Annotated in this window: 12 protein-coding genes; 2 read left to right on the forward strand and 10 right to left on the reverse strand. The window is 71.3% G+C overall.

Annotated elements, in window-relative coordinates; genetic code table 11:
- Positions 1-365 precede the first annotated feature (365 nt).
- Positions 366-1,886 carry a histidinol-phosphate transaminase gene (locus AB0F62_RS17580; protein ID WP_361798994.1) on the forward strand — a complete coding sequence of 507 codons (1,521 nt, stop codon included), beginning with the start codon at positions 366-368 and terminating at the stop codon, positions 1,884-1,886.
- Between the two features lie 52 nt (positions 1,887-1,938).
- On the opposite strand, the gene AB0F62_RS17585 is transcribed toward AB0F62_RS17580, so the two are convergent.
- The 9 genes from AB0F62_RS17585 to AB0F62_RS17625 form a co-directional block, all read right to left on the reverse strand.
- Positions 1,939-2,850 carry a hypothetical protein gene (locus AB0F62_RS17585; RefSeq protein ID WP_361798997.1) on the reverse strand — a complete coding sequence of 304 codons (912 nt, stop codon included), beginning with the start codon at positions 2,848-2,850 and terminating at the stop codon, positions 1,939-1,941.
- A gap of 214 nt (positions 2,851-3,064) precedes the next feature.
- Complete coding sequence (locus AB0F62_RS17590; RefSeq protein WP_361799000.1) at positions 3,065-4,261, reverse strand: aldose epimerase family protein; 1,197 nt, start codon at positions 4,259-4,261, stop codon at positions 3,065-3,067.
- A 27-nt stretch (positions 4,262-4,288) separates the two neighbouring features.
- A complete protein-coding gene (gene mmsB, locus AB0F62_RS17595) occupies positions 4,289-5,548 on the reverse strand; it encodes a multiple monosaccharide ABC transporter permease (RefSeq protein WP_361799003.1) in 1,260 nt (419 codons plus the stop codon).
- A gap of 1 nt (position 5,549) precedes the next feature.
- Positions 5,550-7,100, reverse strand: coding sequence for a multiple monosaccharide ABC transporter ATP-binding protein (mmsA, locus tag AB0F62_RS17600; protein ID WP_361799006.1), 1,551 nt, complete (start codon positions 7,098-7,100; stop codon positions 5,550-5,552).
- An 80-nt stretch (positions 7,101-7,180) separates the two neighbouring features.
- Positions 7,181-8,305 (reverse strand): multiple monosaccharide ABC transporter substrate-binding protein, encoded by a 1,125-nt coding sequence (gene chvE, locus AB0F62_RS17605; RefSeq protein WP_361799009.1) that lies wholly within the window; start codon positions 8,303-8,305, stop codon positions 7,181-7,183.
- 6 nt (positions 8,306-8,311) lie between these two features.
- On the reverse strand, positions 8,312-9,358 hold the full coding sequence (locus AB0F62_RS17610; RefSeq protein WP_361799012.1) for a hypothetical protein: 1,047 nt from the start codon (positions 9,356-9,358) through the stop codon (positions 8,312-8,314).
- Between the two features lie 104 nt (positions 9,359-9,462).
- Positions 9,463-10,476 (reverse strand): alcohol dehydrogenase catalytic domain-containing protein, encoded by a 1,014-nt coding sequence (locus AB0F62_RS17615; RefSeq protein ID WP_361799119.1) that lies wholly within the window; start codon positions 10,474-10,476, stop codon positions 9,463-9,465.
- 8 nt (positions 10,477-10,484) lie between these two features.
- Entirely contained in the window at positions 10,485-11,645 is a 1,161-nt protein-coding gene (locus AB0F62_RS17620) for a mandelate racemase/muconate lactonizing enzyme family protein (RefSeq protein WP_361799015.1), read from the reverse strand.
- Positions 11,646-11,839: 194 nt separating this feature from the next.
- Positions 11,840-12,748, reverse strand: coding sequence for an SGNH/GDSL hydrolase family protein (locus AB0F62_RS17625; RefSeq protein ID WP_361799018.1), 909 nt, complete (start codon positions 12,746-12,748; stop codon positions 11,840-11,842).
- Between the two features lie 236 nt (positions 12,749-12,984).
- Between AB0F62_RS17625 and AB0F62_RS17630 the strand changes: the two genes are divergently transcribed.
- Positions 12,985-13,479 (forward strand): DUF3145 domain-containing protein, encoded by a 495-nt coding sequence (locus tag AB0F62_RS17630; RefSeq protein WP_361799021.1) that lies wholly within the window; start codon positions 12,985-12,987, stop codon positions 13,477-13,479.
- Here AB0F62_RS17630 and AB0F62_RS17635 read toward each other — a convergent pair.
- Positions 13,467-15,602: an MMPL family transporter gene (locus AB0F62_RS17635; protein ID WP_361799024.1), complete on the reverse strand. Its 2,136-nt coding sequence runs from the start codon at positions 15,600-15,602 to the stop codon at positions 13,467-13,469. The genes AB0F62_RS17630 and AB0F62_RS17635 overlap by 13 nt on opposite strands.
- Between the last annotated feature and the right edge of the window lie 82 nt (positions 15,603-15,684).

Genomic DNA, 15,684 nt, shown 5'->3' on the forward strand with positions numbered 1-15,684 from the left:
GGACCGACCGGCCGGGCGGCCCGGCTGGGCAGCCCGGCCGGGCTGCCGGGCGGCCGTTCGCGCACCCCCGGGCTCCCCTTCGGCCCCCGTGGCACCGATCGCACCACCAGCCCGGTCGCCGGCTCCGCGTTCGCGCCGGCGCGCGCCGCTGAGGACGTCCCGCGCAACGAGGCGAGGAGCGGCTGAACGGAAGCCGGAGCGCGCCCGTATGAGACCCGGGACGGCCGCAAGATAGCCGAACCGCGCACCTCTTGTCCCACAAACGCCTCACATGCACCAGATGTGAGGAATGTGCGACAGAGTTGTGCAGGCAAGGGGAAGCGGGCCGCCGCGGCGCGGCCCCCGTGATCGAGGGAGGTTCTGCCGTGACCGTCGCTGTCGGCGTCACCGGTAATGCCACCGAGTTGTTCCGCGCCAACACCGCGCACAGTCCCTCGTACTTCGCGTTGCGCCGCGCCGCCGGCGGCCTGTCGTCCTCCGAGGGAGGGCGCGACATCGTCGACTTCTGCATCCCGTGCAACCCGTACTTCCCGAGCCCGGCCATGTACGACAGGCTCCAGGAGTCGATGCGGGACATCCTCACGTACTACCCGAGCAGCACGGACGTCATCACCAACGAGCTGTGCTCGCTGCTCGGGCTGAACCCGCAGACCGTGGCCATGGGCAACGGCTCCACCGAACTGATCACCTGGATCGACCACCTCCTCGTCCGGGAGAGCCTGGCGATCCCGATACCCACCTTCGGCCGCTGGACCGATCAGCCGATGGAGACCGGCAAGCGCGTCGACATGTTCCTCCTCCCGGAGGCCGCCGGATTCGCGCTCGATCCGGCGGCCTTCGTCGCGTTCGTCCGCGCGCGGGGCTCCCGCACGGCCGTGATCTGCAATCCGAACAACCCCGACGGCGGCTTTCTGCCCAAGCACGCCGTCGTCGCGCTCATGGACGCCCTGGCCGACCTCGACCTCGTCGTCATCGACGAGTCCTTCCTCGACTTCACCGACGCCGAGGCCTGGCCGAGCGTCGCCAACGAGGCCATCCTGCGGCCCAACGTGATCGTCCTGCGCAGCCTCGGCAAGAACTTCGGCCTGCACGGCATCCGCTTCGGCTACCTGGTCGCCAACCCGGCGCTGGCCGGGAAGGTCCGCCGCATGCTGCCGAAGTGGAACCTCAACTCCTTCGCCGAGGCCGTGGTCTTCATGCTCAAGGACCACCGCGAGGAGTACGCGCAGAGCCTGCGTCTGGTCTCCCGCGACCGCCAGGAGATGACCTGGCAGCTCGCGGCGCTCCCGGGGCTCACCGTCTACCCCTCCCAGGGCAACTTCGTCTTCGTCAAGCTCCCCGACGGCGTCGACGGCACCGTCCTGCGCGACCGACTGCTGGCCGAGCACGGGGTGCTGGTCCGCGAGTGCGGCAACAAGCTGGGCAGCAGCAGCCGTTTCATGCGGCTGGTGGTACGCCCCCAGGCCGACGTCCAGCGGCTGCTGACCGGTCTGAGCACGGTGCTGTACGGCAGTACCTGGTACGCCGCCCCCGCGCCCGCCCCGGCGGCCCCGAGCGCCCCCGTGCAGGAGCAGGCCCCCCAGCCGATGCCGCAGCAGTTGCCGCAGATCCAGGCGGCGCCGCCGGTGCAGCCGCTCCCGCAGATCCAGCAGGCCCCGCCGCCGCCCCAACCCCTCTACGAACAGCCCGTGATGCCGCCCCCGGCCCCGCCCCAGCCGGTCTACGAGGTCAGACCCGAACCGCAGCCGCAGCCGGTGCCGGTGCCGCAGCAGCCGGCACCGGCTCCGGAGCCCTACGCCGCCCTGACCGCCGAGGTCCCGCCCGCCTTCGCGGCGGTGCCGCCCGGCACGCCGCGCCCGGCGCTGTACTGGCAGGACGCCTCCTGACGGGCCGCGCCCGCGCGGACCGGTCCCTCACCGGCCCGCGCGGGCGCCAGGGTCACCTGGAGGACCGGAACAACCGGTTGCCCAGGGACTTCCACTCCCCGCAGGTGCTCCGCTTGCCGGGGCCCTCGCGCAGCATGCAGTGCGTCTCGATCACCCGGCCGTCCCTGGTGACGGCCTTGACCCACACGCCGGATCCCACGGTGGTCACCGTGGCGCCGCAGACTCCGCGCACATAGCCCCGGTTGTCGCTGAGGGAGTGCCAGACGAACCGCCCCCGGGGGAGGGAACGGCCGCCGATGTAGGTCCGGCCCTCGAACACCGCGACGGAGATCTCCTGGTCGCCCTTGCGGATCGCGGAGTCGATGCTGACGCAGGACCCGTCCCGTCCGTCACGGCGGTCGTCCCGGTTGTCGCCGCCCCGGCCGCCCTCGCGGTCGTCCCGGCGGTTGTCCCGGCGTCCGTCGCCCCGGTCGCCGTCCTGGTCGTCGCGGCGCTGGTCCCCGCGGTCGTCCCCGCGGTCCTCGCCCCGGTCGTCGCGGCGCTGTTCCTCGCGGTCGCCGTCCTGGTCGTCGCGGCGCTGCTCCCGGCGCTCGTCCCCGCGTTCGTCGTCGCCCTCGTCCCGGCCGCCCTCGCGGTCGTCCCCCCGGTCGGTCTCCCGGCCGCCCCGCTGGTCCCCGCGGTCCCCGCCGTCCTCGCGGCCGCCCTCGTCACGTCCGTTGTCGTCGCGGCCGCCCTCGTCGTCCTCGTCGTCGTCCTCGTGGTCGGCGACGCTGCGTGTGCCGGCGGGTCGCGGGTCGTCCCAGGGCGCCGCTGTGCCGGCCGCGGGGGTCACGGCACCGGGGGTCGTGGCGAGCACGGGCACCGACACCGCCGCCGCGGCGACGGCGAGCGGCACGGCCACGCCGGCCAGCCGTGCGTACCGCCGGTACCTGCGCGGCGAACGGGACGTGCCGTCAGGACTCATTCGGGACTCCCTCGTCGAAGGCGAAAGCCGCAGGGCTTGATCGACGGGATGCGTACCCTCTCCGCGCGGACTCTCCGCCGGAGTCATTCCGGTGGCCCAGAACATTCCCGTACGGACGAGGGGGCGTTCACCCGGAGTCGGCCCCGAAGTCGACAGGCGGGGGCGGCCGGGTGAGAATCCCGGCCGCCCCCGCCCGCGGGGAGGGTGGTGCGGCTCAGCGGGTGCCGAAGGAGTGCACCGTGGTGGAACGGTAGGTCTGCCCCGGCCGCAGGACCGTCGACGGGAACGACGGCTGGTTGGGGGAGTCCGGGAAGTGCTGGGTCTCCAGGCAGAAGCCGTCGCCCTGCCGGTACACCCGGCCCGAGGTGCCGGCGAACGCGCCGGTCAGGAAGTTGCCCGTGTAGAACTGCACACCGGGCTCGGTGGTGGCGATCCGCATGACCCGGCCGGACACGGGCTCGGTGACCGTCGCGATGTGCTCGGGCGCGGCCGTGCGGCCCTTGTCGAGCACGAGGTTGTGGTCGATGCCCTTCCCGTACAGGATCTGCTGGTGCGCGGAGCGGATGTCGCGGCCGATCGTCTTCGGGGCGCGGAAGTCGAACGGGGTGCCCGCGACGGGGGCCAGCTCGCCGGTGGGGATGAGGGTGGCGCCGACCGGGGTGTAGCGGCGGGCGGCGATCTGGACCTCGTGGTCGTAGATGCCGCCGTCGCCTTCGCCGCGCAGGTTGTAGTACGTGTGGTTGGTGAGGTTGACGACCGTCGCCTTGTCGGTGGTGGCGGTGTAGTCGATCCGCCACCGCGCGTCCGCGGTCAGGGTGTAGACGACCTTGACCTTCAGCGTGCCCGGATAGCCCATCTCGCCGTCCGCGCTGGTGTAGCGCAGCACGAGACCGGCGTCGGAGCCCGCCTTGAAGCCCTCGACCGCCCACACGCGCTTGTCGAAGCCCCGGTCGCCGCCGTGCAGGCTGTTCGGGCCGTCGTTGACGGGCAGCTGGTAGGTGTGCCCGTCCAGGGTGAACTTCCCGCCCGCGATGCGGTTGCCGTAGCGGCCGATCAGCGCGCCGAAGTACGGGCTGTTCGCCACGTAGTCGGCGATGTCGTCGAATCCGAGGGACACGTTGACGCGGCGGCCGCGCCGGTCCGGCAGCTCCAGGGTCTGGACGATGCCGCCGTACGAGAGCACCTTGAGGGTGATCCCGCCGTTGCTCACGGTCCAGATGTCGACCTTGGTGCCGTCCTCCAGGGTCCCGAAGTGTTCCTTGCTCACCTTGCTCCTGCCCGCGGGCCTGTGCCTGGCGTCGGCGGTCTGCCGCGCCGTGGCGGCCTCCCCGGCCGCCCAGGCGTTCGTCCCGCCGATCGCGGGCGCGACCGCCCCGAGCGCCGCGCCCGCGATCAATGTACGTCTGTTCACTTGCGGCTCCTTCGATAGGTAGCTGCTTTACGAACCGACCTTGCGCTTGTTCCAGACGTCGAAGCCGACCGCGGCCAGGAGCACCAGACCCTTGATGACCTGCTGGTAGTCCGTGCCGATGCCGACGAGCGACATCCCGTTGTTGAGCACCCCGAGCACCAGGCCGCCGATGATGGCGCCCAGCACCGTGCCGACGCCGCCGGTGGCGGAGGCGCCGCCGATGAAGGCGGCCGCGATGGCCTCGAGCTCGAAGTTGATGCCGGCCTGCGGCACGCCGGCGTTGAGCCGGGCCGCGTAGACGACGCCGGCGAGCGCGGCGAGCACGCCCATGTTCACGAAGACCAGGAAGACGACCCGCTTGTCCTTGACGCCGGACAGCTTCGCCGCCGCCTGGTTGCCGCCGAGCGCGTACACATGGCGTCCGATCACCGCGTTGCGCATCACGAAGCCGAAGACGATGAGCAGCCCGGCGAGGATGAGCAGCACGATGGGCACGCCGTGGTAGCTGGCCAGGGTCATGGTGAAGGCGACCACACAGGCGACGATGGCGAGCAGCTTGAGCAGGAACAGGTTGCGGGGCAGCACGTCCAGGTCGTACGCGAGCTGGGCGCGCCGGTCGCGGAGTTCCTGCGTGACCGCGATGGCGATCACCACCAGGCCGATGAGCAGCGTGAGGTTGTGGTAGTTGGTGTGCGGGCCGACCTCGGGCAGGAAGCCGTTGCCGATCTTCTGGAAGCCACTCGGGAAGGGCGAGATGGACTGGCCCTTCAGCAGGATCTGGGTGAGCCCGCGGAAGACCAGCATCCCGGCGAGGGTGACGATGAACGAGGGCATGCCGGCGTAGGCGATGAAGAAGCCCTGCCAGGCGCCGGCGAGCGCGCCCAGCACCAGGCAGGCGACCAGGGCCAGCGGCCACGACCAGTGGTTCTGGACGATCATCACCGCGGCGGCGGCGCTGACGAACGCCGCCAGCGAGCCCACCGACAGGTCGATGTGCCCGGCGATGATCACGACCATCATGCCGATGGCCATGATCAGGATGTAGCTGTTCTGGCCGATGAGGTTGGTGACGTTCTGCGGTTTGAGCAGGATGCCACCGGACCAGATCTGGAACAGTGCGGCGATCAGCACCAGCGCGATGATCATGCCGTACTGGCGCATGTTGCGCCGTGCCGCCTGCAGCAGGAGGCCGGCGGCACCGGTCAGGGCGCCACCGCCCTCGGCGGTCGCGGCCGCGCCCCCGGCGGGCGGCGGAGGAGTCTTGTCGGTCTTCACCGGGCTGCCCATCTCAGTTACCTCGGTCCATGGTCATGTGGCGCATCAGCACTTCCTGCGTCGCGCTCTCGCGCGGGATCTCCCCGGTCAGCCAGCCCGCCGACATCGTGTAGATGCGGTCGCACATGCCGAGCAGCTCCGGCAGTTCGGAGGAGATGAAGACGACGGCCTTGCCCTGGGCCGCCAGGTCGTTGATGACCGTGTAGATCTCGTACTTGGCCCCGACGTCGATGCCCCGGGTGGGTTCGTCGAGGATGAGGATCTCCGGCCCGGCGAAGATCCACTTGCTCAGGACGACCTTCTGCTGGTTGCCGCCGCTCAGCTTGCCCGTGGTCTCGAAGACCGTCGGGGTCTTGATGTTCATCGTCGACCGGAAGGACTCGGCGACCCGGGCCTCCTCGTGCTGGTTGACGACACCGCGCCGGGCGACCTTGGACAGGGCGCTCAGCGAGATGTTTCGGCTGATGTCGTCGATGAGGTTCAGCCCGTAGTGCTTGCGGTCCTCCGTGACGTAGGCGATGCCGTGGCCCACCGCCTCGGGGACCGTGCGGGTGCGGATCTCCTTGCCGTGGAGGTAGACCCGGCCGCTGATGCCGCGGCCGTAGGAGCGGCCGAAGACGCTCATGGCCAGTTCGGTGCGGCCGGCGCCCATCAGCCCCGCGATGCCGACGATCTCGCCGCGCCGGACGTTCAGGGAGACCCCGTCGACGACCTTGCGCTGCTGGTCGATCGGGTGGTGCACGGTCCAGTCCTCGACGGCGAAGGCGACCTCGCCGATCTCCGGCTCCCGCTCGGGGAAGCGGTGGTCGAGGTCGCGGCCGACCATGCCGCGGATGATCCGCTCCTCGGTGACGGCCGGGCGGCCGTCCTCGCCGGTGGCCTTCATGTCGAGCGTCTCGATGGTCCGGCCGTCCCGCAGGATCGTGATGGAGTCGGCGACCCGGGCGATCTCGTTGAGCTTGTGCGAGATGATGATGCAGGAGATGCCGTGCTCCTTGAACTCCATGATCAGCTCCAGGAGTTTGCGGCTGTCCTCGTCGTTGAGGGCGGCGGTCGGCTCGTCCAGGATGAGGAGCTTGACCTCCTTGGACAGCGCCTTGGCGATCTCGACGAGCTGCTGCTTGCCGACGCCGATGTCCGCCACGCGAGTGGTCGGGCCGTCGGTGAGCCCGACCCGCTTGAGCAGCCGGCTCGCGTGCCGCAGCGTCTCGTTCCAGCTGATGACACCGCGGGTGGAGTGCTCGTTGCCGAGGAAGATGTTCTCGGCGATGGACAGATAGGGCACCAGGGCGAGCTCCTGGTGGATGATCACGATGCCGCGCTGCTCGCTCGCGCGGATGTCGCGGAACGCGCAGGGCTCGCCCTGGAAGAGGATCTCTCCTTCGTAACTGCCGTGCGGATAGACCCCGCTGAGCACCTTCATCAGGGTCGACTTGCCCGCACCGTTCTCACCGCAGATGGCGTGGACCTCGCCCTCGGCGACTGTCAGGGTGACGTCGGAGAGCGCCTTGACCCCTGGGAAGGTCTTGGTGATGGAGCGCATTTCGAGGACGGGTCCGGCCATTCCTGCTTTCCGTTCTCCTCAGGCTGTGGAAAAGCGATGGATCATCGACGGTTCGGGGGTACGGGGTCCGGTCTCCGGTGCTACTGGAGCTCGGACTCCTTGATGTAGCCCGAGTCGACGACGATCTCCTTGTAGTTGGACTTGTCGACGCTCACCGGCGGCAGCAGGTAGGTCGGGACGACCTTGGTGCCGTTGTCGTAGGTCTTGGTGTCGTTGATCTCGGGCTTGCCGCCGGTCAGGATCGCGTTGCCCATCTGGACGGCGACCTTGGCGAGTTCGCGGGTGTCCTTGTACACGGTCTGCGCCTGCTCGCCGGCGATGATCGACTTGATCGAGGCGACCTCGGCGTCCTGGCCGGTGACGATCGGCAGCGGCTTCTTGGCGGTCCCGTAGCTGACGCTCTTCAGCGCCGAGATGATGCCGCGCGAGATGCCGTCGTACGGGGAGAGCACCGCGTCCACGTCGGCGGAGGTGTACGACTTGCTGAGCAGGTCGTCCATGCGGGCCTGGGCGGTGGCGCCGTCCCAGCGCAGGGTGGTGACCTGGTTGAGCTGGGTCTGGCCGCTCTTGACCACCAGCTGCTTCTTGTCGATGTACGGCTTGAGGGTGTCCATCGCGCCGTTGAAGAAGTACTTGGTGTTGTTGTCGTCGGGCGAGCCGGCGAAGAGCTCGATGTTGAAGGGGCCCTTCTTGCTGCCGTCCTTCAGGCCCAGCTTGTCGAGGATGTAACCGGCCTGGAGCTGGCCGACCTTGTAGTTGTCGAAGGTGGCGTAGTAGTCGACGTTCCCCGAGCCCAGGATGAGGCGGTCGTAGGAGATCACCTTGATGCCGGCGTCGTGGGCCTGCTGCAGCACGTCGCTGAGGGCCGAGCCGTCGATGGCGGCGACGACCAGCAGCTTGTCGCCCTTGGTGATCATGTTCTGGATCTGGGCGACCTGGTTCTCGACCTTGTCGTCGCCGTACTGCAGGTCGGTCTTGTAGCCCTGGGCCTGGAACTGCTTGACCATGTTGTCGCCGTCGGCGATCCAGCGCTCCGACGACTTGGTGGGCATGGCGATGCCGATGGTGCCGCCCTTCCCACCGTCCTTGTCGCCGCCGCCGCCGGTGTTGTCGCTCTGCCCGCAGGCGGTCGCGGTGGCCCCGAGGGCGAGGGTGGCTATCAGCGCGGCGGTGGTGCGCAGATGTGCGGCTCTGGCGATGCGCATGGCTGATCAGATCCTTTCGGCGGCCAGGCGGGGGTCGGTTGCCTGGTCCGGGTCGGTCGCGATGTCGAGGGGGAAGCGGTGGAGCGGGCCCGGCAGCCGCGCGCCCAGCGGGGAGTGCCCGCCGTCCGCGCCCAGCCGGGAGAGCAGATCGAGCACGAGGCGGCCGCGGCGGACCCGCTCGCGGGCGGTCGCCAGGGCGACCTCCCGCAACTGTCGTCCGTACGGGTAGATGCCGGGGGCCTTGCTCAGTCCGAACTTGAGGTAGATCGGCGCGCCGCGGCGGATCAGCTCCGCCGCGTCGTAGAGCCGGACGAAGCCGCCGAGGTCGTCGGGGGCCTCGATGTAGAAGTCCATCGGCGCCCGGCTGACCCGGCGGATCTCGGTGATCTGCTGCAGGGTCAGGTCGGAGGGGATGTTCACGGAGTCGGCGCCGAGGCGCTCCCACACCGCGAAGGCCGCCGGGTTGACCGGGCCGACCAGTGCGGAGACCTTGAAGGTGGTGTCGGCCGGCAGCAGGCCCTGCTCGCGCAGTTGGTGCAGCAGCCACAGCACGCCCTCGTCGGCGACGAGCAGGCAGCGCACGCCCAGGGCGGCCGCGCGCAACGCGTCCTCGACGCAGCCGGCCACCTGGTCGTGGCCGCGGGCGCGCAGGCCCCCGCCGCCGGAGTCGGTGCGGGTGGCGGCGCCGATGTCCCAGGTGCCGCGAGGACCGGTGAACAGGCAGAGCTCGACGTTCCGTTCGGCGCAGGCGGTCACCATCTCGGTGATCTCCGCGTCCGTCAGCATCCAGATGCCGCTGCCCTGGCTGATCCGGTGGACCGGCACCTCCAGCCGCTCGGCCTCCTCCAGCACCGTGGCCAGCGCCTCGGGACCCTCCACGGAGGGGATCTCGGTGCGCCAGGTGCCGCCGTCGGGGAAGGAGTGCGGGGAGGCGTCGGCCGGATCGTCCGCGGGCGCGCCGTGACCGAGGAGGGCGAGCGCGTACTGGCCCGGGCGGCGGGGGCCGGAGGCGGTGCCGGCTGTGCCGGGGCTCGGAGTGGGTGCGTCGGACACGGTGCTCCTTCGTTCTCGCCGTTCGGTATCTCGGACGACGTTCGGTTCATTGGGTGTGAGTGGGCGCGGATCGGACACCGCGATGCCCGCCGCGCGCGGAGCGGTCACGGACGCAGCAACACCTTCCCCACCTTCGGATCCCGGCTCTCCAGCAGGGCGAGCGCGTCGGCGTACTCCTCCAGCGGCAGTTCGTGCGTGACAAGGGGCGCCGGGGTCAGGATCCCGGCGTCGAAGGCCCGCACGGTGTGCGCCCAGGCGGCGGACGCCGCCCCGAACACCGTGTGCACGGTCAGCTGGCGCACCACGAGGTCGGTGGGGTCCAGCCCCTCCGCCCCCGGCGCGGGGATGCCGGTCAGGGCCAGCCGGCCGCCGCGGCGCAGCAGTCCGGCCGCGAGGCGGGCCGCGGAGGCGGACCCGGCGGCCTCGACCACCAGGTCGTACCCCGCCTCGGCCGGGTCCGGCAGTTCGTCCGCGGTACGGAACCGGGTGGCGCCGAAGGCGGCCGCCGTCTCCTCCCGGTTCCGGCCGGTGCCCACCACCAGCAGCTCCGCCGGCGACACCGCGGCGAGGAACTGCGTCGCGAGCATGCCGAGCGTGCCGGTGCCCACGACCGCGACCCGCTCGCCCGGCGCGGCCGGGGCCTTGAGCAGGGCCGCCGCCACGCACGCGGCCGGCTCCAGGAGCGCGGCGGCGCTCAGGTCGGCCGCGTCGTCCAGGACGTGCAGCAGCCGGGCGGGCAGCGTCAGGGTGTCCGCCATGGCGCCGGGCCGGGTGAAGCCGGTCTCCTCGTAGGGCGCGCTGCACAGCGTCGTCTCGTCGGCGTGGCAGCGCTCGCAGACCTGGCAGTTGCGGAAGCCCTCGCCGACGACCTTCCTGCCCACCAGCGCGGAGGTCACTCCGGCGCCGACCGCCTCCACCGTGCCGGACCACTCGTGGCCGGGGGTGACGGGGTAGCGGACGTATCCCTCGGGGCGGGTGCCGGCGTACATCTCCCGGTCGCTGCCGCAGATGCCCGCGGCGTGCACGCGGACCAGCGCCTCGCCGGGTCCGGGCGCGACCGGCTCGGCCGGTGCGATCCGGTGCCGGCCGGGTCCGTCGAGGACGACGGCGCGGGGGATCGGGACGGTCACTTCGAGCCCTTCGGCTTGCGGCGCTCCCAGCCCTCGGCCCACAGGTCGAAGCGGGCCTGCTGCTGGGGGAATTCGGCGGCGGCGTCGACATCGAGCTCGACACCGAGGCCCGGCGCGTCCGAGAGGGTGAAGTACCCGTCCTCGCCGACCACGGGGGCGCCCTTGACGACCTTCTTGATCTCGGAGTCCGCGAAGTCGTTGAAGTGCTCGAGGATCTTGAAGTTGGGGGTGCACCCGGCGAGTTGGAGGCTCGCGGCGGTGAGCACGGAGCCGCCGACGTTGTGCGGGGCGACCAGCACGTAGTGGGTCTCGGCGGTGGCGGCCAGCTTGCGGACCTCGTTGATGCCGCCGATGTGCCCCAGGTCGGGCTGGATGATGTCGGCGGCCTGGAGCTCGAACAGCTCGCGGAACTCGTAGCGGTCGTGGATGCGCTCGCCGGTCGCGATCGGCAGATCGGTGTGGGCGGCCACCTTCGCCAGGGCCTTGAGGTTCTCCGGCGGCACCGGCTCCTCGATCCAGCTCGGCTTGAAGGGCGCCAGCTCGCCCGCGACGCGGATCGCGGTCGCCGGGCTGAACCGCCCGTGCATCTCGACCAGCAGCTCGGTCTCGGGGCCGATCGCGTCGCGCACGGCCTCGATGAGGGAGATGGAGTAGGTGGTGGCCGCGTGGTCCAGCTCGAAGTGGCCGGTGCCGAAGGGGTCGATCTTCAGCGCGCGGTAGCCGCGGTCCACCACGGCGCGGGCGGCCTTGTGGTAGGCCTCCGGGGTGCGCTCGGTGGTGTACCAGCCGTTCGCGTACGCCTTGACCTTCTCGTTCACCTTGCCGCCGAGGAGCTGCCAGACGGGGACGCCGAGGGCCTTGCCCTTGATGTCCCAGCAGGCCATCTCGATCAACGCGATGCCGGACATGACGATCTCGCCGGCCCGGCCGTAGTCGCCGTACTTCATCCGGCGGACCAGGTCCTCCACCGCGAAGGGATCGGAACCGGTGATGTGATTGGCCTCCGCCTCGCGGAGGTAGCCGAGCAGCGCGTCGGTGTGGCCGAGCATGCGGGTCTCGCCGACGCCGGTGAGTCCCTCGTCGGTGTGGACGAGCACATAGGTGAGATTCCGCCAGGGTGTGCCGACCACATGAGTGCTGATGCCGGTGATGCGCACGGAAGCCGCCTCTTACAGGTTCGTTCGAGATTTCGTCACACGTTCGAAATGTTGAAGGGAACGTAGTTAGGGGCTCCCGGCGGTGTCAATGGGTGTGCCGGGCAGGTGTCGGCGATGTTGCCGAAGTGAGTCCGTACGCCCGCGGCGCGCGCGGGCCCGCGTCCGAAACCCCGAACGAGAGGCCGAGTTGGCGGTTACCCGGTGGCGCCGGGTCCGAACGCCGCCGCGTAGACCAGCCCGGCGAGCTTGGCCTGTCCCTCGGCGCTGGGATGGAACCAGTCCCAGGGACTCAGCTCCTTCTGGGTGAACCGGTAGTCGAAGACCATGCCGCCGTCGTAGCGGCAGCGCGCGTGGCGCGCGCACTCCTGCCGCAGCGCGTCGTTGTACGCCATCACCCTTTCGCGTACGTTCAGCCGCCGTTCGCGGGCGGCCGTGCTCATCGACTGGGCGTCGGACAGCATCGACGGGCACAGCCCCAGCTTCCAGATCTGCCGGCCCAGCACGTTCTGCCTGCCGACGTCCCACAGGCGCATCAGGTCGGGCACGCTCGCGACGAACACCTGGGTCTTCGGCAGCGCGCGGGTGAGGGTGCTCAGCGCGGTGGAGAAATCCTTTCGGTATTCGGCCACCGGGGTCATGAGGTCGGTGCTGCGGGTGCAGGCGTCGTTGGCGCCCATGAGGATCGTCACCTGCTCCGGCCGCAGGTCGACGGCCTTCTGCGCCTGCGCCGGGAGGTCCCGCATCCGGGCGCCGCTGGACGCCAGGTTCCAGCTGTGGGCGGCCGGCCGGTCCAGCACCCGGGTGGCGATGCTCTCCACCGAGCGGCGGCTCCCGGTCGCCCACGACACGTCCGGACAGTCCGTCAGGATCCCGCAGGCGTCGAAGCCGCGGGTGATGGAGTCGCCGAGTGCGGCCAGCGAGGCGGGCCTGGTGTCCCACGCGGGCGCGGGGCGCTTGACCGTACCCTGGCGCCCGGCCGTCCCGGCCTCGGTCCTGCCCGGGTCGTCCCCCGCGAGTGAGCAGCCGGCCGCGAGTGCCGTCGTGAGCAGGGTGATCAGCGCGATCAGGGCGCCGTGGACCCCGCGCGGGAGCGACTGGCGCATGCGTTCTCCCTCGGACGAGTGGGTGACTTCTCGCTGATCCCGACAGTACGTCACTCCTCGGCTGACGCCGCACGGTAGCTTTTTCCCTGACGCCTGGTGCGAAAGAGGTGAGCAGAAGTCAGATCTTGTCTCATTCGTTATGATTAGTGCAGAATGTCCACTGCTGTCCCGGATGGCTCGGTTATGGGCATGAGGCCGCTGGGGAAGGCGTACCTCGTCCCACACTGGAGGTTCCGGTGACGACACGTGGAGTTCTGTATGTGCACTCCGCGCCGCGCGCGCTCTGCCCGCACGTTGAGTGGGCCGTCGCGGGCGTGCTCGGCGTGCGCGTGAACCTGGACTGGATCCGCCAGCCCGCCTCTCCGGGCACCTGGCGGGCCGAATTCTCCTGGCAGGGAGAACCCGGCACCGCCTCCAAGCTGGCGTCCGCGCTGCGCGGCTGGCACCTGCTGCGCTTCGAGGTGACGGCGGAGCCCTGCTCGACCGCCGAGGGGGAGCGTTACAGCAGCACCCCCGAACTCGGCATCTTCCATGCCGTCACGGGCATCCACGGGGACATCCTGATCCCCGAGGACCGGCTGCGCGCCGCGCTCGCCCGCGCCCGCAAGGGCGAGGCCGACCTGGAGACGGAAGTCGCCAAGCTGCTCGGCAAGCCCTGGGACGACGAGCTGGAGCCCTTCCGCTACGCGGGTGAGGGCGCCCCCGTCCGCTGGCTGCATCAGGTCGTCTGACGCTCCGCCACCCGCCCCGGCTCCACCGCGCCGTGCGGCGGTGACGGCTCGTCGGCCGCGCGTGCCGCGGCGCCCGGCCACCACACCCGCGGGCCGATGTCCCGCACCAGCGCGGGCAGCAGGAACGAGCGCACCAGCAGGGTGTCCAGCAGCACCCCGAAGGCGACGATGAAGGCGATCTGCACCAGGAAGGCCAGCGGGATCACGCCGAGCGCCGCGAAGGTCGCGGCGAGCACCACGCCCGCCGAGGTGATCACCCCTCCGGTGGCGGTCAGCCCCCGCAGCACGCCCTGCCGTGTGCCGTGCCGCAGTGTCTCCTCCCGGACCCGCGTCATCAGGAAGATGTTGTAGTCCACCCCCAGGGCGACCAGGAACACGAAGCCGTAGAGCGGCACCGAGGCGTCCGTCGCCGAGAACCCGAACGCATGGCGGAAGACCAGTGCCGACACGCCCAGGGTGGCGGCGAAGTTGAGCGCCACGGTGGCGACCATGAGCAGTGGCAGCAGCAGGCTGCGCAGCAGGGCCGCCAGGATCACCAGGATGATCGCGAGGACGACCGGGACGACGAGGGTCCGGTCGCGCTCCGCGGTCCGCTGGGTGTCCACCTGCTGGGCCGTGTAGCCGCCGACCACCGCCTCCGCGCCGGGCACCGCGTGCACGGCCGTGCGCAGCCGCTGCACCGTCCCCTTCGCGGCGTCGCTGTCGGCGGCATCCTTCAGCGTCACCTCCAGCAGGACCCGGCCGCCGGCGACGAGCGGCTCGCCCCCGCCGGGCCGGCCGGATGCGGTGAGCGGGGCGACGGAGTCGACGCCGGCGGTGCCGGCCGCGGCCCGGGTGACCGGGTCGAGCCGCTCGGCCGCCGCGATGACCACCGCGGGGTTCCCCGAACCGCCGGGGAAGTGCTCGCCGAGGACGCGCTGCGCGGCCACCGAGGGGGCCTCGTGGACGAAGATCTCGTCCAGCGGCACACCCCGGGCGGTCAGCGTGGGGGAGAAGGCGGCACAGGCCGCCAGCAGCGCCAGGCCGGCGGCCCAGACGCGGCGCGGCGCGCGGTCCACGAGAGCCGCGATCCGCCGCCACACGCCCTCCCCCTCCGGGCGCTTCTCCCGCGGCCGGGCGGGCCAGTAGGCGGACCTGCCGAGCAGCAGCAGCGCCGCGGGCAGGAAGGTCAGACTGCTCGCGACGGCGCAGACGATCCCGACGGCGCCGACCGGGCCCAGGGCCCGGTTGTTGGTGAGGTCGCTGGCCAGCAGGGCGAGCAGGCCGAGGGCCACGGTGGCCGCGCTCGCCACGATCGCCCCGGCCGAGCGGCGCAGCGCGGCGCGCATCGCCGCGAACCGGTCGCCGCGAACCGCGAGTTCCTCCCGGAAGCGGGCCGCGAGCAGCAGGGCGTAGTCGGTGGCCGCGCCGATGACCAGGATCGACAGGATGCCCTGGACCTGGCCGTCCACCCGCACGACGCCGTGGTCGGCCAGCACGTACACCACGCCGCAGGCCAGGCCGAGCGAGAAGACCGAGCCGACGATGATGACCAGGGGCAGCAGCAGGGCCCGGTAGACCAGCAGCAGGATCGCGAGCACCACGCCGAGCGCGGTGAACAGCAGCAGGCCGTCGATGCCCGCGAAGGCCTCGCCCAGGTCGGCCTGCGAGGCCGCGGGCCCGGCGACCCGGGCGGTCGTGCCGCCGACCCGGCCCGCGGTGTCCTCGATCCGGCCGACGGCGTCCCCGACGTCCCGGCCGAGGTCGGGGCGGAGTTGCACGACGCCCTGCAGGGCCCGGCCGTCCTCGGAGCGCACCGCGGGGGAGGGGCGCCCGGCCACCCCCTCGGTGCCGGAGAGGGAGGCCAGCGCGGCCGTGGCGGCCTGCTGCTGGGCGTCGGTCACGCGGCCGCGGTCGGCGGTCCAGACGACGATCGCCGGTACGGTCCCGTTCCGGCTGAAGGCCGTCCGCTCGGCGACGGCCTTGGTCGACTCGGCGCTGCGCGGCAGGAACGCCGCCTGGTCGTTGGTGGAGACCTCGCCGAGCCTGCCCGCGTACGGGCCGAGGGTCCCCCCGACGCCCAGCCAGGCGACCAGCATCACCACTGGCAGCAGCCATCGGACGGCGCGCGGCACGGATGTCATCGCTCTCTCCTGCGGAATGCGGTCCCGGGACGGTCCCCGGACCGGGATATCTCAGTGATTGATTATCTTAATGGTCGAGATT

The organism is Streptomyces sp. NPDC026673, from assembly GCF_040638135.1.
Taxonomy (GTDB): domain Bacteria; phylum Actinomycetota; class Actinomycetes; order Streptomycetales; family Streptomycetaceae; genus Actinacidiphila.

Coding starts and splice junctions, on each gene's coding strand:
- mmsA (WP_361799006.1), bottom strand. CDS start 7,100: ATGGCCGGACCCGTCCTCGAAATGCGCTCCATCACCAAGACCTTCCCA.
- AB0F62_RS17625 (WP_361799018.1), bottom strand. CDS start 12,748: ATGCGCCAGTCGCTCCCGCGCGGGGTCCACGGCGCCCTGATCGCGCTG.
- AB0F62_RS17585 (WP_361798997.1), bottom strand. CDS start 2,850: ATGAGTCCTGACGGCACGTCCCGTTCGCCGCGCAGGTACCGGCGGTAC.
- chvE (WP_361799009.1), bottom strand. CDS start 8,305: ATGCGCATCGCCAGAGCCGCACATCTGCGCACCACCGCCGCGCTGATA.
- AB0F62_RS17635 (WP_361799024.1), bottom strand. CDS start 15,602: ATGACATCCGTGCCGCGCGCCGTCCGATGGCTGCTGCCAGTGGTGATG.
- mmsB (WP_361799003.1), bottom strand. CDS start 5,548: ATGGGCAGCCCGGTGAAGACCGACAAGACTCCTCCGCCGCCCGCCGGG.